This window comes from Pseudomonas fluorescens (genome assembly GCF_002022275.1).
Classification (GTDB): Bacteria; Pseudomonadota; Gammaproteobacteria; order Pseudomonadales; family Pseudomonadaceae; genus Aquipseudomonas; species Aquipseudomonas fluorescens_AJ.
Genome location: NZ_MSDF01000025.1, coordinates 71,780 through 91,784, shown reverse-complemented (window position 1 = coordinate 91,784; position 20,005 = coordinate 71,780). Strand labels below are relative to the sequence as shown.

Genomic DNA, 20,005 nt, shown 5'->3' with positions numbered 1-20,005 from the left:
GGGAGTTAAAACGCCTTAGCAATACGGACTTCCACCTCCGGCCGCTGGGTTTGCAGCGGCTTGAGGAGGTTAGCCAGGGAGAGTCTGACGGGCAAGCCTAGAAGCGTGTGGGAAAGCTCCTATCTCTAGTACTCTTGCTTATCAGCCGAAAGCTAAGGGGCACAGTCGCGCAAAGACAAACCAGAATCTCCTAGCAACCACCATTTTTCACGACACAAAATAGTGTTCAACTAGACTAAAAAATGTCAGCGAGCAATATTAAGCAGCTCAACTCAGAAACTTAGAAACCGACATCATGAAAAACAAAGTGGACTTGAACAGGCACGTCAATGATTTTCTCGAGGAATACTTCTCTCATCCAACGCCACCGCAATATGCAATAATGCTTAAAGGAGCTTGGGGCTCCGGAAAAACATGGTTCACCAAGAAGGCCATTCTAAAACTTAGAGAACACAACAGAAAAGAGCTTTATATAAGCCTTTATGGAATTAACAGCTTTACTGCCATCGAGGAAGAATTCTTTAAACAACTGCACCCCATTCTTTCCTCAAAACATATGGGGCTCGCAGGAAAACTTCTTAAAGGAGTTATCAAAGGAACAATAAAAATAGATCTGGACGAAAAACCTGCGGGAAGCGCTAACATCGCGATCCCAGATATACGCCTCCCTGACTATCTTACAAATACAACCGGCCTAATATTAATATTTGACGATCTAGAGCGATGCTCCATCCCCATCAATGATCTCCTTGGGTATATAAATCACTTTGTCGAGCACCAAGATTACAAGGTTGTAATAATCGCAAATGAAGATGAGATATTATTAGGCTTAGAGGAAGATAGCACACATTCTAAACAATACATAAAAATAAAAGAAAAGCTCATTGGTAAGACGTTTCAAATACAAGCCGACCTGGATAGCGCCATCAATGAATTCCGCAAGGATCTACCACCAAAAATAAAGTCTGTACTTGAAAAAAACCACGACACAATAAAGCAGATCTACACTCAGTCTAAATTCAACAATTTGAGACACTTAAAACAAGCATTTTGGGATTTTGCACGACTGTATAACGCCCTCGAAGCTCCAGCCCAAACTAATGAGCCCTTAATAACAAACCTACTACAATTGCATCTTGCCTTTTCCATCGAGATACGACATGGCGCAATGGAAGGTAGATCAATCCCTAACCTCCGATCCGAGTACATATCTTATGCATCAAGTCACACATCCAAGAATTCACAACCTGAACTCCCAACTTTATTAAAGCTCAAAGACAAATACACAGAAATCAACTTTCATACTTTACTCATCGAGGCAAGCTGCTGGAGCGACATGCTAGACAATAGCATCTTAGATGAAGACAAAATAAATAAAGACCTAAAAAATAGCACGTACTTAGTGTCTGAGAGCACTCCAAACTGGATTAAACTCTGGCACTTTCATCATTTATCAGATGCCGAATTTGAGACTCTTTGCATTACGGTATTCGAAGAACTAAGCAATGCCACATATATGGAACCCGACCAAGTGAAACACGTCGCAGGAATTTTTATTTCATGCAGTGAAAAAAATATTTTCGATAAGCCCATCGATGAAATTCTTGAAAAATCAAAGAACAACATAGACCTTCTTAAAAAAACCAAAAAACTTCTTACAACTAATTCATTACACACTGAACTTAAACATAACGAGTCTTCTTATGGCCTGCAGTATCACGCCCTAAACGCCCCATCCTTTTTAACTCTTAATGACTATATAAAAGAAAAAACAACCGAAGCTTTCAACGAGCAGCTACCGGGAGAAGGCGCAGAGTTACTTAAGCTAATGAAAAAAGATGCACTCAAGTTTAGCCACAGCCTCTCTTTCTCCAACGCGACAGACACCCGTTTTCTCAGCACTCCTATACTCCACTTCATAGAGCCTTCTGAGTTTTTAGACACACTCACTAGCCTAGACCGCCACTCACTACAACAAGCCTGCTATTTTCTTTCCGACCGATACCAAACAAATCATTACAATGAATCCTTAACCCAGGAACTTGCCTGGCTAAAAACACTTAAAAAGCAAATGCGCATTAAAATACTTAACAACAAAGGAAAATTAACTTCATATATACTTGAAAACATTTCAACCCAAATAGATACTGCAATTACACAATTGAGCAACTATCAAAAGCCCCATTAAATCTCCAATAAAAACCCTGATCGGGAGAGAAATAGGGGCCAGGCAGCTGATAACTGCTGCGCGCCTCTTGAGCTTTCCGTTTTACCCACCCGGGCCTGGCTGATTCGGACTCCAGCTCTCCGATATACGAAAGGGGCGAACCTATTTATCCGCCCCTCCCCCTTCAAAAAGCCTCAACCGGCTTCTTCAACGCCGCAGCAACCTTATTCGCCTCCAACTTCGGCAAGCTAAACTTGATCAATACGACCGCCTCACCCCCCTCGCCAGTCACCATAAGATCCGCCGCCCGAACATTATCCGGCAGTGCCGCAAGCTGACTGGTGACAGTCGAAAACTTCTTGTCCTTGTCGACGCCCTCAAAGAAAGTATAGGTAATTGATCCACCGTTTGTTGTTGCTGCGCCTTCAAAGTTTGACACTTTTGCTGAAAGCTCATCCCTACTGCGCGCGACAGCGGTCGCTTGAACGATATCCAACTGTGATCTGTCATCGGACAGCAGGGAAAGTTTAAATGTCTTTGCCAAAGAACCAATAGCCGTTGTATGCAAATCAGAATCGTAGGGGCTGACCAAGGTAACGGAGATCAGCTTTGCGCTCGAAAAGGCTAGGGCCGCCGTAAACTTGTGCCCGATGAAATCCACATCATCAATGCAGAAAGCCACCCCGCCGACGTCCTCAGAACAATCGTAGTAGCCGTCAGCGTTTTCGTAGTTCGCGAGAGGAGCGCCATACACGTAGTTTTTAAACAAGGTGTCCGCCGCTACCGCACTCAGAGAACTCATCAGCATTCCCACGCTTGCAAGAACGCCCGCTATCCATTTTTTGCTCATCCACTCACTTCCCTATGCTGTCGTAAATTGGCTAGTGGCTGAATGCTACCAATCTCACCCAATTCTGTCTTCTTCAATCCCGGCGAATACCAAGCCCAGACGACTCCTTGACTGCTGCGCCCCAAGCGCATCCTGGAAAAGGGATAAAGTCACGCCTGATCCAGATACTCACGAATCCCCCGCACCAGTTCCCCAACCGCCCCACTCACCGTCCCTTTCGCCCTCACCAACGAAATCACAAACGGCGGCAGCTCCGGCAATTGCGCCTGCGCAGGCAATACCTCCAACCCCAACGGTACCGCCGACTTCAACCACGCCGACACGGCCAGGTCACTGCCCACCATCGCTCGTGTGGTCTCAAGGTTGCCGTTATCAAAGACCATCTTCCACTGTCGGTCCTGCCCGTCCAAAGCCGCAATCACAGGCTCGCGAAATGCACAGGTCTCGGCGACGAGGGAGACCGCCAACGGTTCATTCAGGTAAGCCGTGCCTCCACTGGCGCCCACCCATACCAGGCGATCAATCACCAGGCATTCGCCGCTGGCGCTGGCGGCGGCTTCTTCAATGATTGCCAGGTCCAACGTGCCTTTGTCGACTTCCGCTCTCAGCTCTACCGATGAGGCGCATTTGAGTGTCAGCTCCACTTGCGCATTCGCTTCGATAAACGCTTTGAGGATTGGCGCAATCCAATCGCCGGCGAGATCGTAAGGCACGCCGAGGCGCACTCGCCCTTGAAGGGTGCTGCCTTTTACCTCCGCCAAAATCTGCTGGTTGAGGGCGAGCATTTGCTGGGCCTTGGTAAACAGGCGCTCGCCGAGTGGCGCGAGGCGCAGCGTGCGACGATCGCGGATGAACAATGCTGCGCCCAGTACTTCTTCCAGTCGGCGGATCTGCTGGCTGACCGCGCCCTGGCTCACGTGCAGGTGCTGCGCAGCCACTGTCATGCTGCGTTTTTCGGCGACTACGATGAAACTGCGCAGGAGTACCAAGTCGAGCGTCTGCATAGCATTAGCTTTCCTAATTTAAAGCATCATAAACATTAGCTTTAATGCTACGTGGCATCGAGCTATTAAGTCGAGAACCTCTTAAGGAATCTCGTGATGCCTGGCTCAATACTCCCCCTTCTACTCTTCGTGATGGTCGCCACCTTCAGCCCCGGCGGCGCAACCACATTGGCCACGGCCTCCGGCGCGAACTTCGGTTGGGTGCGCTCACTTCCACTGTTGGCGGGCATCTCGTTCGGTCTGGCACTGATGGCTGTAGCCGCAGCTGGCGGGCTCGGCAGCCTGATCCTGGCCGCTCCAGCGCTGCAATTGGCGATGAAACTGATGGGGTCGCTTTATCTGCTGTGGCTCGCCTGGCAGATCGCCAAGCGAGGAAAACCGGGCAGCGCTACGGTCAGCGAACAACCTGCGAGCTTTCTGACGGGCATCTGGATGCTCTTGCAAAACCCCAAAGGCTGGGCAATGACGCTCAGTGCTGCCGCGTCTTTTGCTTCGCTGACACAGGGCCCGGCGTCGCTGGCGCTGCTGCTGAGCCTGGTGTTTGGCGTGTCGTGCATGTGTTCGCTGGCGCTGTGGTGCGGCGCCGGGCTGGCGCTGTCGCGGCAGCTGAAAAGCGAACGGCAATGGCGGGTGCTGAACAGGCTGTTGGGGGCGCTGCTGGTGGCGTCTATTGTGCCGATCTGGATCTAGAGCCCCCTCACTGCCGCCGCATCGCCTAATGGAATAAAGGGTCGCACGCACGTGTTATTCCAGTAGACATTTCATGCTTATAAGGAACAGCGGTGATGATCCAAAACTACAGCTCTTTCCCGAACATCACCCTGGAATCAGCCAGCCTGGAGTTTATGAACCATCTGATTTCAGCGCTGCAAACGATCGAGTCGAGAAACACGGGCCGCGACCTGCTCAAGGAAATCAACGAACTCTGCGGCCCCAGCACCGGTAAACACATCAAGGTCGTTGCTATCGCCAGCGACTATTCAGAGACCGCAAACACCTGCGCCTCCGTGGGCAATGCAACCGATGCGTTGAAGAAGTGGATTTTCAAGGGGCCCGGTACGAGTGTCGAAGTGACTTGGAACCCTTACTCCAGCCTTGCGCTGAACGCCCAAGGGATTCCGACGGGGATGAGTTATCAGGACGACTCAACGAGTTTCATTGGCCTGGCCCACGAGTTGGTGCATGCCTATCGCATTCTGCGCGGTACTTACCTGGGCGGCAGCAACATTAAGGAAGAAACCCGCGCGACGGGGATTGGTGATTCGGCGAGTAAGAAATTCAGTGAGAACAGCATTCGTGCGGAACATAGTTTGCCGCGGCGTAATGCTTATTCGAGGTGAATGGATATCGGGGCAGACCCAATGTGTTGGATTACAGGCTAAAGAGGCACAACGAGAGAATTACTTCCGGGTACACCTCTAGACAACCTGCTGATTCAAGCCAGCGCGCCACGGTGTAAGGTGCCCCATCACCGCCCATGATCGAGGCCACCATGACTGTAATATCCCTGAACCTGCCTGAAGACCTGTCCAACCCTCTCGCCGACTTGGCCAAAACAAAAGGCCAAACCACGACCTACCTGGCGACGGACGTTCTTCGTGACTATACCGAGCATGAAGGATTGCTGACCGCTCAAATCGAGCTGGCTGTGAAGGATGCCGACCAAGGCAAACTCGCCACCGAGGGCGAAGTGGCCGCGATACGTGCTAGGTGCTGGAGCCCGAATGCTGGCTGAGGGAGTTCTAAAATGCCTTGTCTGATCCTCTATTGACGCTAGCTAATCGTCTGCAAATTCTCGGCGAATTCCATACACGGCTACGTCCCCGCTCAAAGTGGGGAGCGCCTCTCCCACACCCAACACCCATCCCTGATAAACTGCGCCCCATTCGCCTCGCCAATTCAGATTCCTCCATGCCCCTACAAGCCGCTCCACTCTCCCGCCGCTTCTCCGTCGCCCCCATGATGGATTGGACTGACCGCCACTGCCGCTACTTCCTGCGTCTGCTCTCCAAACACGCCCTGCTCTACACAGAAATGGTCACCACCGGCGCGATCCTCCACGGCGACCACGAGCGTTTCCTGCGTCACAACGAAGCCGAGCACCCGCTGGCGTTGCAACTGGGCGGCAGCGTCCCCGCCGACCTGGCCGCGTGCGCGCGCATGGCTGAGGCGGCCGGTTATGACGAAGTGAACCTGAACGTCGGCTGCCCGAGCGACCGGGTGCAGAACAATATGATCGGCGCGATTTTGATGGCGCACCCGGCCTTGGTGGCGGATTGCGTGAAGGCGATGCGGGATGCAGTGTCGATTCCGGTAACGGTGAAGCATCGCATCGGGATCAATGGGCGGGACAGTTATGCCGAGCTGTGTGATTTTGTCGGGACGGTGAGGGATGCAGGCTGCACCAGTTTTATGGTGCATGCGCGGATTGCGATTCTGGAGGGGTTGTCGCCGAAGGAGAATCGGGACATTCCGCCGTTGCGTTATGACGTGGCGGCGCAGTTGAAGCAGGACTTCCCTGAGCTTGAGTTCATTCTCAACGGCGGGATCAAGACGCTGGAGCAGTGCCAGGAACATTTGCAGACGTTTGACGGGGTGATGCTGGGCCGGGAGGCTTATCACAACCCGTATTTGCTGGCTGAGGTGGATCAGCAGTTGTTTGGCAGTGAGGCGCCGGTGATCAGCCGGGCCGAGGCGTTGGCGCAGTTGCGGCCTTATATTGCTGAGCATTTGGCCGATGGCGGGACGATGCATCACATCACGCGGCATGTGCTGGGGCTGGGTACTGGTTTCCCGGGGGCGCGCAAGTTTCGGCAGTTGTTGTCGGTGGATATTCACAAGGCCAGTGATCCTCTAGCCTTGCTGGATCAGGCCGGAGCGTTGCTGGAAGGTCGGTAACTCCGCTCAGTTGACGGCCTTGAGACAGGCAATCAAGGTCTCGATAAACCGCTGCAATGAGGGTGGCAGTGTGCGTTTGGGCATGGTCAGGACTTGAATGGAGCGGTCGGCAAACCGGGGGTTGGTCAGCGGCACCGAGACCAGGTCATCGCTGCCATTGACCCGTTGGCTGATGGCACCGCCCAGCGCGACGGTGTCGGTGTGGCGGACAAATTCGTGGATGGCTCCGGAGTAGTTGCAGGTCATTACGTGGTTGAAGGCCAGCCCTTCCATTTCGCAAACCAAATCGAATAGCTGCCGCTGGGTCGTGCCTTTGGGGGTGAGCGCCAAGGGGAACGGCGCGAGCGCGCGCAGGGGCAGTTGCTTGTGCGTCGACAGCGGATGGCCGGCGCGCATGATCGCGCGTATCGCCGAGCGGCCTGAATAGAGGATTTCGACACCTTCGGTGGGTTCTGTGCTGAACGTCAGCCCGACGTCGGCGTCACCGCGTTTGACTTTCTCCGCGCATTCGAACGGTGACATCACCTCCAGCACGTACTGGAAATCCGGGTGTTGCGTGTAATGCTGGATCAACACGGTCGGCAGAAAATACCGCGACAGCCCCTCTGTCGAGACCAGGCGAATGATGCGCGCACCGGGATAGTCACCGCCGCGCAGTTCCGACAGCAGGGACTGTTCTTCCAGCGAGGCGCGCCTGGCGTGGTGGGCCAGCGCGTTGCCCGCCGCTGTCGGCTCCATGCCCCGTGGTCGACGCTCGAACAGGGGGATGCCGATACTTTCCTCGAGCAGGGCGATCTGGCGACTGACCGCGCTGGGGGCGATGTGCAGGCGCTCACCGGCGGCGGCCAGTGAACCTGAATCAAACACGGCCAGAAAGTAACGATAGTCCATGGGTTTTGCGCTCATAAAGGCTTCTATTAATTAGAAGCCAGTCTTCAAAAAACAGCAATATACAGTGCGATGGGCGACTTCTATATTGGCCTGAATCTTTCAGCCTTTATTGGAACGGTTATGTCCAAGCAAGACGCGCTCGCCACTGCTCGCCACGCCTTCACCGACGGCCATTTCGAGGCCGACTTGCGTCGCCGCGTCGCCATTCGCAGTGAAAGCCAGGCCCCCGGCCAGGCGCCGGAATTGACGCGTTACCTGCAGGAGGAAATACGGCCGGTCCTGGAGCGGATGGGCTTTGAATGCCAGGCCCTTGAGAATCCGAAGGGCGCGGGGCCACTGCTGTTCGCTTCGCGCCATGAAAGCGCGGACCTGCCGACGGTGCTGACCTATGGGCATGGCGACGTGGTGCTCGGTTACGCCGAGCAGTGGCGCGAAGGGCTGAACCCGTGGGTGCTGACGGTGGAAGGCGACCGTTGGTATGGGCGCGGCACCGCCGATAATAAAGGCCAGCACAGCATTAACCTGACGGCGCTGGAGGCGGTAATCAAGGCGCGCGAAGGGCGCTTGGGGTTTAACGTCAAGGTGCTGTTTGAGACCGGCGAAGAATGTGGCTCGCCCGGATTGCGTGAGGCGTGCACGGAGCATCGGCAGTTGCTGCAAGCCGATGTGTTTATCGCATCGGACGGCCCGCGCCTGAGTGACAGCCGCCCGACGATTTTTCTCGGTTCTCGCGGCTCAGCACTGTTTTCCCTTGAGGTGCAGGCGCGCGACAAGGGTTTGCACTCTGGCAACTGGGGCGGCGTGATGTCCAACCCGGCCGTGGTACTGGCCAACGCGCTGGCCAGCCTGGTGGACCAAAACGGCCGTATTTTGTGCCGGGGGCTGGTGCCCTCTTCCATCCCCGACGCGGTGCGCGAAGCCATCCACGACCTGGGCATCCATCAACACTCCCTCGGCCGCGCCCTGGATGTGGATTGGGGTGAGCCGGGCCTCACCTTGGGCGAACGGCTGTTTGCCTGGAATACCCTGGAAATCCTCGCGTTCACGGCGGGCAACCCGGCCAAGCCGGTGAATGCCATTCCACCGTCGGCGATTGCGCATTGCCAATTGCGCTTTGTGGTCGGCACAGATTGGAAGAATCTCGAGGCCCTGCTGCGCCAGCATCTGGATGCTGCGGGCTTCCACGGCGTCAACATCGTGATGGATCGTTGCACGCCCAGCACTCGGCTGGACCCGGACAACCCATGGGTACGCTTCGCGAAAAAAGTCATCAGCGACACCACACCGAGGCAGCTCGCCGTATTGCCTAACCTTGCCGGTACGCTGCCCAACGATATTTTCGCGGATGTGTTGGGGCTGCCGACGTTGTGGATCCCGCATTCCTACCCCGGCTGCTCGCAACATGCGCCCGATGAACATCTGCTGGGTTCGGTGGTGCTGGAAGGCCTGGAAATCATGACCGCGCTGTTCTGGGAACTGGGCGATAGAGCGCAAACCCGCGCCTGAAAAACAGGGCCTTGATCCACTTTTTATCTGCCGCTCACACACTACAAAAACCAGGAGCGTCGAACATGACAGCGTTGTCGTCCACCCCCGCCACACCTGTAACTGAACGGGCCAAGCCCCTATGGAAACCGGTCGGCGCCGCCTTGATCGGCAATACCCTTGAGTGGTTTGACCTGTCGGTGTACGCCTATTTTGCGTTGACCATCAGCAAGGTATTTTTCCCGGCTGCAGACCCGGCAGTGTCGCTGTTTCTGGCCTTCGCGACGTTTGGCATTTCGTTTCTGATCCGCCCACTGGGCGCAGCGGTGCTGGGTTCCTATGCCGACCGGCAGGGCCGCAAGAAAGCCTTGAGCCTGTCCATAATGCTGATGCTGATCGGCACGGCGATGATCGCGGTGATGCCCAGCTATGCCGCTGTCGGGATCATCGCGCCCCTCGGCATTCTGCTTGCACGCCTGCTGCAGGGCTTCTCCGCCGGCGGTGAGTTCGGCAGCTCAACCGCGTTCATGATGGAACACGCCCCGCAAAAGACCCGAAACTTTGTTGCGAGCCTGCAATTTGCGAGTCAAGGCTTTGGCGTGGTGATCGCCTCGTTGTTCGGCTATTTCCTGACGACCTACCTGGATGATCATCAGATGCTCGAGTGGGGTTGGCGGGTGCCGTTTTTCTTTGGTTTGATTCTGGGCCCAGTGGGGCTTTATATCCGCCGAACGGTGGATGAGTCGCCTGATTTCAAGGAGAGCGAGCCAGGTTCGCAGCCGTTAAGGGAGGTGCTTGTTTCCCAGAAAACATTGCTGCTGGTGGCCATGGGCGTGCTGATCGTGTCGACGGCCTCCAATTTCATGATGAAGTACATGCCGTCCTACGCCTCAACCACGTTGAACATTCCACAGTCGTCGGGCTTTTTGGCGACGCTGACCGGCGGGCTGATCCTGACGTTGGTGACGCCTGTTGTGGGTTTTATCGCCGGGTACGTCAGCCGTATCAAGATCATGCTCTGGGCCTCGTGCATCTACATCCTGAGTATCTTTCCGGCCTTCGTCTGGCTGAACAAAGTGCCGAGTGCAACGTCGTTGTTGCTCGTTGTCTCGATGATGGCGCTGATCAAGGCCGTTTACTTCGCACCGCTGGCCTCACTGATGGCGGATGTGTTCCCGATCCGGACCCGCGTGACGGGCATGTCGTTGAGTTACAACTTGTCGGTGACGATCTTTGGTGGTTTTGCGCCGGTGATTGCCACGGGGCTGATTGCGTTGACGGGGTCGCAGCTGGCGCCCAGTTTTTATCTGATTCTGGCCGCGGCGCTTAGCATCAGTGCCTTGTGGGTGGCCAAGCGCAAGCTGAAGTTGTCGTAACTCAGTCCCTGTGATTGCAGCGGTGATGCTGCTGGCGCTATCGCAAGCAAGCCAGCTCCCACAGGGGATGGCGTTGGCTGGGTGGCAGTTGGGTTGAACCTGCTGGCCGAATTGGCCTCCTATTGAGCAGGTAGGCCGGTGTTTCAAACGGCTGTTTTCAGGATGTTGCCCTCGCAAACGATCGAACGCATTTGCGCCCTTGAGCGCCTGTCGGCGCTCGGGTAATGTCATCAGACCCACAGGACAGAGCACGCCCATGACTTCCAAGCTGGAACAACTCAAGCAATTCACCACCGTCGTAGCCGATACCGGCGATTTTTCCACCCTCGCCAAGCTCAAGCCACAAGACGCCACCACCAACCCTTCCCTGCTGCTCAAGGCCGCTTCGATCCCAGGATACGCCAAGCTGCTGGACGAGGCCGTGAAGGACTGCAACGGTGACGTAGGCCTGGCCAGCGACCGTTTTGCGGTGGCGGTAGGTCAAGAAATCCTCAAAGTAGTACCGGGCCGCATTTCCACTGAGGTGGATGCCCGCCTGTCGTTCGACGAAGCCGCCATTCTCAAGCGTGCGCACCGTCTGATCGACCTGTACGACAAAGCCGGCGTTGGCCGCGACCGCGTACTGATCAAGATCGCCTCCACCTGGGAAGGCATCCGCGCGGCGGAGAAGCTGGAAAAAGAAGGCATCCAGACCAACCTGACCCTGCTGTTCTCGTTTGCCCAGGCCGTGGCCTGTGCTGAAGCGGGCGTGTTCCTGATTTCGCCGTTCGTGGGCCGCATCTACGACTGGTACAAGAAGGCCAACGGCAACGACTACACCGGTTCCGATGACCCGGGTGTGCAGTCGGTGACGCGCATCTACAACTACTACAAGGCCAATGGCTACAAGACCGTGGTGATGGGTGCGAGCTTCCGTAACCTGAGCCAGATCGAAGAGCTGGCCGGGTGTGATCGCCTGACCATCAGCCCGGACCTGCTGGAGAAGCTGGCGGCGGATGAAGGCAAGCTGGAGCGCAAACTGGCTCCAGGCCACGCCGGTGAAGCGCGGGTGCATTTGACGGAAGCGCAGTTCCGTTGGGAGTCCAACGAGGACGCGATGGCGACTGAGAAGCTGGCGGAGGGGATTCGTCAGTTTGCTCGGGACCAGGAGAAGCTGGAGGCGCTGTTGACTGCCAAGTTGTAAGGCAGGCGGTAGCAAAAAGGGCGGCACCCTTGCGGGTGCCGCCCTTTTTTGTGGTCGCTGATCTCAAGCCGGTCACCGTTGAAAGTGTGGGAGCTGGCTTGCCTGCGATAGCGGTGGGTCAATATTGAATAGGTGGCTGGCATACCGCTATCGCAGGCAAGCCAGCTCCCACATTTGACTGTGTTCCAACAGTTAATGAATCAGTGGCGCTCGAGAGCATTCACAAGGTCGTGAAACGCTTCACGATTGGACTCATTCAGCCCCATCAGGATCTTGTGCGCCTCCAGCACCTTGACCCGTACCACTTCTTCGGACTGGTCCTGGGAAGGCAGATCGGTCAGGCATTCCGGGCAGGGGATCGGGCGGTCAACGATGTTAAACACCTGGTCAAAACCCATGGATTGCAACAGACGGGTGATGTCTTCGTGGGTGGTGACAACCGTCGGCAACAGGCCGACCTTCTGCCGAGACAGAATGGACAACTTGGCCAACAGCCCAAGGGTGGTGCTATCGATGCTGCGGGTTTCGGTCAGATCGATCACGATCGCCGAGAAGTTCAGCGCTGTGAAGATCCGCTCAATCGTCGCATCCAGCGCTGAACACAAGGTCAGGCGCACTTCACCGACAAACTTCAGGACGAAGGTCCCGTCTTGCTCGGCGAATTGGATTCTTCCGGTACTCATCAAAGATTCCTGCTCAACACCAATAGGGCGATATCATCCGGCATCTCCCCTAGCGTGGCCAATCCAAAAACCTGCCGCAGGCCATCCAGGCTGCCGCCCGCTGACTTGACCTTTTGGGGCAAGGCAGCTTCTTTCTCTTTGAGTGTAGGCTCTGTCAGAAGGTCCAGGATACCGTCGGACATCAGCGTAAGGCTGAACGTCGGCGGCAATTCCAGGATGTGGTCTTCGTAGGTGGCCTCATTGAACAAGCCCACCGGCAAACCACGCCCTTCCAGATAGCGCACACTGTCTGGAGTGTATAAAACCGGCATCGGCAGATGACCGCCGATGCTGTAGGTCAAAAGACCGGTTTCTTCATCAATCACGCCGCCGACCATCGTTACGTGCTTGCCCAGTTTGCAGCTGATCAAGCCCCGGTTGATGTGGCCCAGCACCTCGGAGGGGGTGAACTCCGGCAAGGTGCCATTACGCTTGGATTCAAACAACAGCCGTGTGGTCATGAATTTCAACAACACGGTGACAAAAGCAGATGAAGCGCCGTGGCCGGAGACGTCGGCCAGGTAGAACGCTACGCGGCGCTCGTCGACGCGGAAATAATCGACAAAATCACCCGACAGGTACAACGACGGGATGATCTGGTGCGCGAACTTGAACTCGTCGACCGTCCACGGGTTGACCGGCAGCATGTTCATCTGCACCTGGCGACCGGCGTTCTGGTCTTCCTGGAGCAGGTTGAGGCTGGCTTCGAGGTCGCGGTTGGCGGTTTCGAGCTTTTCGCGGTAACGCTGGTTTTCAACCAGCAGGCGTGCACGGTCCAGCGCGCGGCGCACGGAGTGCTCCAGCACGGCCAGGTCTTCCAGGGGCTTGATCAGGTAGTCGGCGGCGCCCAGGCGCAGGGCCTCGACGGCATCGTTCATCACACCGGCACCGGACACGACAATCACCGGCGTCTGCGGGGCGAGCTCGGTCACCTGGCGAATCAGCTCAAGGCCGCCCATCTGGGGCATGCGCAAGTCGCAGATCACAAGGTCGGGCTTGTCGCGCTCGAATACCTGGAGACCCTGTTGGCCATTGCTGGCCTGCAGGACGCTGAAGCCACTGTCTTCCAAATAGGCCGCGAGGCTCGCGCGCACTACTTCGTCGTCATCGATTATCAGCAGCGTGGCACTGGTTTTTTGCATGTGGGCAAACGGCGCCAGAATTAGGTTGGCGTAGGCGGCTCGGCAATGGCCGGGCTCACGTACTGGATTCGCTTTCTAGCCTCTCTGTCCTACAAAGCGCGGGCTTTTGGCCTACGCACAACGGTAAAGCAGAGGTGCCCTTCTAAGGCGCAGACGGTACTCCCATCCGTCAGGGGTTTCAAGCTCATGCCGATGGTCGCCGGGCGTCTTTACACCGCAAATCACCGGGAGTTATAAGAACAGACACAACCACAACACAAAGTGAGGATGGAACCGATGAGCGAACATGAGCGCGACTACGCCGAAAAACGCGATTTCATCCGCATGCGCGTGGATGCCGATGTGTCGCTGATCCACGCCGGGCAAGAGATTGCGGGGGTTTGCGTGGACCTTTCCAGCTCCGGCATGCAGGTTGAAGCACCGCGCCAGTTTCAGGTGGGCGACGCACTGACGGTGCGCATCGACTCCGAACACGCCGCCCTCGCCGGCCTCGAGGCAGACACCGAGGTGGTGTGGGCCAGGAACGAAGGCGAGCGTCAGCACCTGGGCCTCAAGATCTTGAAAATGCACTAAAAAATCGCACGCATAAAAAAGGCGACCCTGAGGTCGCCTTTTTTCATTTCAAAACGTCACGGCTTAAAAGTCGTCTACAACCTTGCCGTCTTTGACCTTGAACTCACGGTTCTGCAGGTAAGCGTTACGGATAAAGGTGTATTTGTCGCCAGTGATCAGCTTCTCGCTGTCGAGCAGGCTGGCACGGGTGTCGACGATGTTCAGGCCGAAGGTGCTGTTGCGCCAGCCGATATCGTTCATGTAACGGTACGGTTGGGTGTAGCTGTCGACGTATTTGGACGGCGCATCACGCAGGGTGCTTGGGCCGAGCAACGGCAGCATCACGTAAGGACCGCTGCCGACGCCCCAGTAACCGAGGGTTTGGCCGAAGTCTTCGTCATTGCGCTTGAGGCCCATTTTGGTGCCGACATCAATAAAGCCCAGCACGCCGAAGGTGGTGTTCACCAGCAGGCGCGCGGTGTCGACGCCAGCCGCGTGCGGCTTGAGCTGCAACACGTCGTTGGCAAAGTTGCCGACGTCGCCGATGTTGCGGAAGAAGTTGTGTACGCCGTCCTGCACGAATTGCGGGGTGACGAACTGATAGCCTTGGGCCAATGGCTTGAGGGCGTAGGTATCAACGGTGTCGTTGAAGGTGAAGATCGGGCGGTTGACGCTTTCCCATGGATCATCTTCAGACGCGGCCTGGGCGGCGAACGGCGCCAGCAGGACGGTGGCACACACAGATAGCTGAGCGAAGTAGTGGCTCCAGCGCATAGCTTTGGCTCCTAGAATGGTCTGTCATGGGCGCTATGCCCTGAATAAGAACGTGAGTATATGACGGAAGTGTCAAATTAGGCAGCCAGTAGGAAACGTCAGATGCAAAATGCACAAAATTCCTACAATTACCTGTAGGTGTCATGCGCCTGTCATCCTGGCGATATAGCGTCAGAGCTATTTCAGGGATGTCGAGATGCCTAACGCCGAAATTGCCGTCGCCAGCGCCCCCGCTTTGACTGCTGTGCTGTTTGGCCTGAGTGGCTGCCTGGTGGATTTCGGTTCCCGGGCGCGCACCGACTCACCTTCCCCCGACGCCCAAGCCACCCCCGGCGCGCTGAAAATTTTACGCAGCCTCAAGGACCAGGGCGTGCCCTGCGCCTGGCTGGATGAACTCCCCGTTTCCGTCACCACCCCGCTGGCCGCCGTCCTGCCGGACTGGCTAAAGGCCGCCTCACCCTCCTCCATCCGCTGGCCGGCGCCCCATGCCTGCTGGCAGGCCTTGATGGAATTGAACATCGAACGCCTGGAAGGCTGCGTATTGGTCAGCGGCGAGCCGCGCCTGCTGCAAGCCGGCCTGAATGCCGGGATGTGGACCATCGGCCTCGCCTCTTGCGGCTCGCTGTGCGGCCTGGCGCCTGAGGCGTGGCAGGCGCTGACCGAGCAGCAACGCGAACATAAGCGCGGCAAAGCCACGGTGGCGCTGTATGGGTTGGGTGTGCACTCGGTGATCGACCACCTCGGCGAGCTGGGCACGTGCCTGGCGGATATCAGCCTGCGCCAGCTTAAAGGCGAGAAGCCCTGATAGAGATCATGCACTGAGCGCGCCGGTGGATTAATCTACAGGTCAGCTCGTAGACCTTTCGCGGCGTGCCGTGGTCTATGCCAGTGCCTATCGATAAAAGGAAACACGTCATGCCTGATCGCAAAAAACTGGAAGAACAGGTCGAGATTCTGCGCGGGCAGTTGCAACAGGAACCGCCGCTTTCGGAAGAAAAACGTGAAGCGCTGGAAGCCTTGATTGCCAAGTTTGAACTGCAACTTGAACTTGAGCCGGCCACTCAAACACCCAGCATCTCCGACGATGTGAATAAGGCAGCCATTGAGTTCGACGATGAGCACCCGGTCATTTCCGGGACATTGCGCAATATCATGATCACCTTGGGCAATATCGGGATCTGATCCAAATCCCAAGCAAACACAAAACCCAAATGTGGGAGCGGGCTTGCTCGCGAATGCAGTGTGTCAGTCGATAGATTCTTAACTGACACACCGCATTCGCGAGCAAGCCCGCTCCCACATTTAATTTGGGTGATGGCTACTGACGGGCCAGGCGCACGTTGTGGAACGCCACATCTTCAGTACTGCGATACGGGTTGATATCCAGCCCACCGCGGCGCACATACCGCGCATACACGGTCAATTTCTCCGGCTTGAGCAACCGCTGCAGGTCGAGAAAAATCCGCTCCACACACTGTTCATGAAAATCCGAATGCTGGCGAAAGCTCACGATATATTCCAGCAAGCTCGCGTGATCCAGCGCATGCCCACGGTACTCCACCACCACACTGCCCCAATCCGGCTGGCTGGTGACCGGGCAATTGGATTTGAGCAGGTGGCTGTGCACGCTATCCTCCACCACACGCGAATCATCGCAACGCAGCAGTTCCGGGCGCGGGTGCTCGTAGTTGCTGACGCTGATATCCAGGTCATCAATGCACGTACCCGGCAACGCCATCACGCCGTCCGCCTCGATCTCCGCCAGGCTGCGGATACGCACGGTGACAGGCCTGCCGGCGGCAGCACTGAGGTCGGTGCGCAGGGTCGCTTCCAGGCTTGCCGTATCGGCAAACGCGGTCTGGTTCAGCGAGTTGAGGTACAACTTGAAGGACTTGGACTCGATGATGTTCGGCGAGTCGGCCGGAATGCTGAATTCACCGATGGCCACCACCGGCTTGCCCGACGGCAGCAGCCAGGACAGTTCGAAACAGTTCCAGAAATCCACGCCCTTGTAAGGCAGGGTCTCGGCGCTCAGGCCCAGCTCGGCCCACTTGGCGGCGCGCGGAATCGGGAACAGCAACGATGGGGTGTAAGTGGAGATGTATTCACTGGACTTGCCCAGCGGCGAATGTTCGGCTGCGGGATGCATGGCGGAAACCTGGCTAAATAAACCGCGCCAGTCTACCAGCCTTTGCCCCCGCCCTTAAGAATCGCCTCACTCAACGGTCAGCTTACCGACCATCCCCGCCTGATAATGCCCGGGAATGTTGCAGGCAAACTCCAGGCCTGTGGCCTTGGTAAACGTCCAGGTCAACTCGGCGGTTTTACCGGGCTCGACCAATACGCTGTTGGGGTCATCGTGTTTCATCGCGCCATGGCCCATGGCGGCATGGTCCATCGGGCCCATGCCGGTGGCAGTGAGCATGCCGCTGGCCTGCATCTGTAACATTTCCTTCTGGTGTTCGGCATGCATCGCCGCGTCACCCAGGTTGAATTCGTGGAGCAACTGGCCCTTGTTCACCAGCACAAAGCGCACGGTCTCACCGGCTTTGACGTCCAGGGACTTGGGCGAAAAGGAAATGTCCTGCAACGTCACTTCCACGGTGCGCGTGGCTTTGTTCGCCGGCGCCGGCTGGCCGAACGCATAGGTGTGGGCCGCATCAGCCACCGCATCGAAACTCAACGCCAGCAGGCACGCCGCCAGCAACAGGGGGTTACGCAAAGCCATTTCTATTCTCCAAAGTGTGTAACACGCTTGGGAAGCACTCTAAGATCGAGCCGCTGCCAGCCAGCTGACTGCTAGATTACAACTTTGTCAGCTTGCGCCCTGGCGCAGATACCCACGGTATAAAGCCCCTCGTCACCTGTTGCCAAGAGCTGCCCATGAAATTGCTGATTGTCGAAGACCAACCGAAAACCGGCCACTACCTGCGCCAGGGCCTGGCCGAGGCTGGCTTTACCACTGAACTGGTGGCGGACGGCAGCACGGGGCAGCATCTGGCGCTGACCGGCGATTACGATCTGTTGATCCTCGACGTGATGTTGCCCGGCCGTGATGGCTGGCAAATCCTCCAGGCGGTACGCGGCGCAGGCCTGGACATCCCGGTGCTCTTCCTCACCGCCCGTGACGCCGTGGAAGACCGTGTGCACGGCCTGGAACTCGGCGCCGACGATTATCTGGTCAAGCCCTTCGCCTTCTCCGAACTGCTGGCCCGAGTGCGCAGCCTGTTGCGCCGTGGCAGCAGCGCGCCGCAGGAAACTGCGCTGCAATTGGCCGACCTGCGCCTGGACCTGATCCGCCGCCGCGTCGAACGCGACGGCCAGCGCATCGACCTCACCGCCAAGGAGTTCTCCCTGCTGGAACTGCTGCTGCGCCGCCAGGGCGAGGTGCTGCCCAAGTCGCTGATTGCCTCCCAGGTGTGGGACATGAATTTCGACAGCGACACCAACATCATCGAAGTGGCAATCCGCCGCTTGCGCCTGAAAGTCGACGACAACTATCCCAACAAGCTGATCCACACCGTGCGCGGCATGGGTTACGTGTTGGAGGAGCGTTTCAATTGATCAAGCGCCTGTCCCTGGCCAGCCGCCTGGCACTGCTGTTTGCCGCCTGCACCGCCGTGGTTTCGTTGATTGCCGGGGTGTTGTTCAACCACGCCAGCGAGGCGCATTTTGTCGAACTGGACCAACAGTTGCTCGACGGCAAGCTGGTGGCGCTGCGCAGCACCTTGCAGGGCGTGGACACTCCGCAGCTGTTCGCCCAGCGTGAAGCGCAATTGCGCACCGAGCTCAATCGCCAGCCCGACCTGGCCCTGCGCATCACGGCGGGCGGCCAGCGATGGTATGACGCTGCGCCTGGCGTCACGCTGCCCGAGGCGCCCGGCCTGCACAGCCTGCAAAACGCCGGCACCGAATACCGCGTGTATAACGTGCTGCTACAGCCCGACCAACCCAGCTCGCCGCAACTGAGCCTGATGCTCGACATCACCCATCACCAACACTTTCTGCAACGCATGCAACACCTGATCTGGCTCACGGTAGGTTTGTCAGCCCTGGCCACCGCGCTGCTCGGCGCCTGGGCTGCACGCAGCGGGCTGCGGCCGTTGCGGCGTATGGGTGAAGTGGCCGCCGGTGTGTCGGCGCATTCCCTGACCCAGCGCCTGCCCCAACAGCAAATGCCGGTGGAGCTGGCTGAACTGGCCCAGACCTTCAACGCCATGCTCGGCCGTCTGGACGATGCGTTCCAGCGCCTCTCGGCGTTCTCCGCCGACATCGCCCATGAACTGCGCACGCCGCTGTCGAACCTGCTGACCCAGACCCAGGTCATCCTCACCCAACCGCGCCCGCTGGAGGATTACCGCGAGGCGCTGCACAGCAACCTCGAAGAACTGCAATGGATGGCGCAACTGGTGAATGACATGTTGTACCTGGCCAAGGCCGACCACGGTTTGCTGACGCCCAAGCGCGAAGCGTTGGCGCTGGAGGATGAAGTGGATGCGTTGCTGGAGTTTTTTGCGCTGCTGGCGGAGGACGCGCAGGTCGGTCTTGTTCGCGAGGGTACGGCCCACACGACGGGCGATCGCGGCATGTTGCGTCGGGCGCTGTCGAACCTGCTGGATAACGCGCTGCGCTTTACGCCAGCGGGCGGCGAGGTGCGGGTGCGGCTTGAGAATGGGGTGAGGCTTTGCGTAGAAAACACCGGGGAAGGCATTCCGCCAGAGTTGTTACCGAGGTTGTTTGACCGTTTTTACCGGGCAGACCCGGCGCGCCATGAAGGCAGCAGCGAGCACGCGGGGCTGGGGTTGGCGATTACCCAGTCGATTGTGCGGGCGCATGGGGGGAGGATTTATTGTGAGTCGCAGGTGGGGTGGACGCGGTTTGTGATTGAGTTGCCCAAGGTAGATTGATGCAAGCTGTACCGGCCCTATCGCAGGCAAGCCAGCTCCCACATTTTGAATGTA

Annotated in this window: 21 protein-coding genes; 13 read left to right on the top strand and 8 right to left on the bottom strand. The window is 57.2% G+C overall.

Going from position 1 to position 20,005, the window contains the following annotated elements:
* The first annotated feature begins 295 nt into the window (after positions 1-295).
* Complete coding sequence (locus tag BFW87_RS19780; RefSeq protein WP_078741412.1) at positions 296-2,188, top strand: P-loop NTPase fold protein; 1,893 nt, start codon at positions 296-298, stop codon at positions 2,186-2,188.
* A gap of 163 nt (positions 2,189-2,351) precedes the next feature.
* Here the strand turns inward: BFW87_RS19780 and BFW87_RS19775 are convergent, their stop codons facing one another.
* Together BFW87_RS19775 and BFW87_RS19770 are read right to left on the bottom strand one after the other, a co-directional pair.
* A complete protein-coding gene (locus BFW87_RS19775) occupies positions 2,352-3,017 on the bottom strand; it encodes a hypothetical protein (protein ID WP_078741411.1) in 666 nt (221 codons plus the stop codon).
* 149 nt (positions 3,018-3,166) lie between these two features.
* Positions 3,167-4,021 (bottom strand): LysR family transcriptional regulator, encoded by an 855-nt coding sequence (locus BFW87_RS19770; protein ID WP_078741410.1) that lies wholly within the window; start codon positions 4,019-4,021, stop codon positions 3,167-3,169.
* 96 nt (positions 4,022-4,117) lie between these two features.
* Here BFW87_RS19770 and BFW87_RS19765 point away from each other — a divergent pair, with 96 nt between their 5' ends.
* The 4 genes from BFW87_RS19765 to dusA all read left to right on the top strand — a co-directional run bounded on the left by BFW87_RS19765 (position 4,118) and on the right by dusA (position 6,919).
* On the top strand, positions 4,118-4,711 hold the full coding sequence (locus BFW87_RS19765) for a LysE family translocator (RefSeq protein ID WP_078741409.1): 594 nt from the start codon (positions 4,118-4,120) through the stop codon (positions 4,709-4,711).
* A 95-nt stretch (positions 4,712-4,806) separates the two neighbouring features.
* Positions 4,807-5,361: a M91 family zinc metallopeptidase gene (locus BFW87_RS19760; protein WP_078741408.1), complete on the top strand. Its 555-nt coding sequence runs from the start codon at positions 4,807-4,809 to the stop codon at positions 5,359-5,361.
* Positions 5,362-5,513: 152 nt separating this feature from the next.
* Positions 5,514-5,756 (top strand): CopG family ribbon-helix-helix protein, encoded by a 243-nt coding sequence (locus BFW87_RS19755; RefSeq protein ID WP_078741581.1) that lies wholly within the window; start codon positions 5,514-5,516, stop codon positions 5,754-5,756.
* A gap of 176 nt (positions 5,757-5,932) precedes the next feature.
* Positions 5,933-6,919: a tRNA dihydrouridine(20/20a) synthase DusA gene (gene dusA / locus BFW87_RS19750; protein ID WP_078741407.1), complete on the top strand. Its 987-nt coding sequence runs from the start codon at positions 5,933-5,935 to the stop codon at positions 6,917-6,919.
* A gap of 6 nt (positions 6,920-6,925) precedes the next feature.
* Here the strand turns inward: dusA and BFW87_RS19745 are convergent, their stop codons facing one another.
* Positions 6,926-7,810 (bottom strand): LysR family transcriptional regulator, encoded by an 885-nt coding sequence (locus BFW87_RS19745; RefSeq protein ID WP_078741406.1) that lies wholly within the window; start codon positions 7,808-7,810, stop codon positions 6,926-6,928.
* A gap of 120 nt (positions 7,811-7,930) precedes the next feature.
* On the opposite strand from BFW87_RS19745, the gene BFW87_RS19740 reads away from it, so the two are divergent.
* From BFW87_RS19740 to tal, 3 genes are all read left to right on the top strand, one after another.
* Positions 7,931-9,316, top strand: coding sequence for a M20 family metallopeptidase (locus BFW87_RS19740; RefSeq protein ID WP_078741405.1), 1,386 nt, complete (start codon positions 7,931-7,933; stop codon positions 9,314-9,316).
* Between the two features lie 65 nt (positions 9,317-9,381).
* A complete protein-coding gene (locus BFW87_RS19735; protein WP_078741404.1) occupies positions 9,382-10,671 on the top strand; it encodes an MFS transporter in 1,290 nt (429 codons plus the stop codon).
* A 256-nt stretch (positions 10,672-10,927) separates the two neighbouring features.
* Positions 10,928-11,854: a transaldolase gene (gene tal / locus BFW87_RS19730; protein WP_078741403.1), complete on the top strand. Its 927-nt coding sequence runs from the start codon at positions 10,928-10,930 to the stop codon at positions 11,852-11,854.
* Between the two features lie 200 nt (positions 11,855-12,054).
* Here tal and rssC read toward each other — a convergent pair whose 3' ends face one another.
* Both rssC and rssB read right to left on the bottom strand, forming a co-directional pair.
* Positions 12,055-12,537: an anti-sigma factor antagonist RssC gene (gene rssC / locus BFW87_RS19725; RefSeq protein ID WP_003172602.1), complete on the bottom strand. Its 483-nt coding sequence runs from the start codon at positions 12,535-12,537 to the stop codon at positions 12,055-12,057.
* Entirely contained in the window at positions 12,537-13,718 is a 1,182-nt protein-coding gene (rssB, locus tag BFW87_RS19720; RefSeq protein WP_078741402.1) for a two-component system response regulator RssB, read from the bottom strand. The genes rssC and rssB overlap by 1 nt, the downstream gene beginning before the upstream one ends.
* Positions 13,719-13,994: 276 nt before the next feature.
* Between rssB and BFW87_RS19710 the strand changes: the two genes are divergently transcribed.
* Positions 13,995-14,291 carry a PilZ domain-containing protein gene (locus tag BFW87_RS19710; RefSeq protein ID WP_078741401.1) on the top strand — a complete coding sequence of 99 codons (297 nt, stop codon included), beginning with the start codon at positions 13,995-13,997 and terminating at the stop codon, positions 14,289-14,291.
* A gap of 63 nt (positions 14,292-14,354) precedes the next feature.
* On the opposite strand, the gene BFW87_RS19705 is transcribed toward BFW87_RS19710, so the two are convergent.
* On the bottom strand, positions 14,355-15,044 hold the full coding sequence (locus tag BFW87_RS19705; protein ID WP_078741400.1) for an MlaA family lipoprotein: 690 nt from the start codon (positions 15,042-15,044) through the stop codon (positions 14,355-14,357).
* A gap of 196 nt (positions 15,045-15,240) precedes the next feature.
* On the opposite strand from BFW87_RS19705, the gene BFW87_RS19700 reads away from it, so the two are divergent.
* Entirely contained in the window at positions 15,241-15,849 is a 609-nt protein-coding gene (locus BFW87_RS19700; protein ID WP_078741399.1) for a phosphatase, read from the top strand.
* A 110-nt stretch (positions 15,850-15,959) separates the two neighbouring features.
* On the top strand, positions 15,960-16,226 hold the full coding sequence (locus BFW87_RS19695; RefSeq protein ID WP_078741398.1) for a DUF4404 family protein: 267 nt from the start codon (positions 15,960-15,962) through the stop codon (positions 16,224-16,226).
* Positions 16,227-16,362: 136 nt separating this feature from the next.
* On the opposite strand, the gene queF is transcribed toward BFW87_RS19695, so the two are convergent.
* Both queF and copI read right to left on the bottom strand, forming a co-directional pair.
* The gene (gene queF, locus BFW87_RS19690; RefSeq protein WP_078741397.1) at positions 16,363-17,193 is read right to left on the bottom strand and encodes an NADPH-dependent 7-cyano-7-deazaguanine reductase QueF; all 831 of its coding nucleotides are present in this window, start codon (positions 17,191-17,193) and stop codon (positions 16,363-16,365) included.
* Between the two features lie 66 nt (positions 17,194-17,259).
* Positions 17,260-17,772, bottom strand: coding sequence for a copper-resistant cuproprotein CopI (copI, locus tag BFW87_RS19685; RefSeq protein WP_078741396.1), 513 nt, complete (start codon positions 17,770-17,772; stop codon positions 17,260-17,262).
* Positions 17,773-17,927: 155 nt separating this feature from the next.
* On the opposite strand from copI, the gene BFW87_RS19680 reads away from it, so the two are divergent.
* Both BFW87_RS19680 and BFW87_RS19675 read left to right on the top strand, forming a co-directional pair.
* Entirely contained in the window at positions 17,928-18,608 is a 681-nt protein-coding gene (locus BFW87_RS19680) for a heavy metal response regulator transcription factor (RefSeq protein WP_078741395.1), read from the top strand.
* On the top strand, positions 18,605-19,951 hold the full coding sequence (locus BFW87_RS19675; RefSeq protein ID WP_078741394.1) for a heavy metal sensor histidine kinase: 1,347 nt from the start codon (positions 18,605-18,607) through the stop codon (positions 19,949-19,951). Before BFW87_RS19680 ends, BFW87_RS19675 begins: the two co-directional genes overlap by 4 nt.
* Positions 19,952-20,005: the final 54 nt, after the last annotated feature.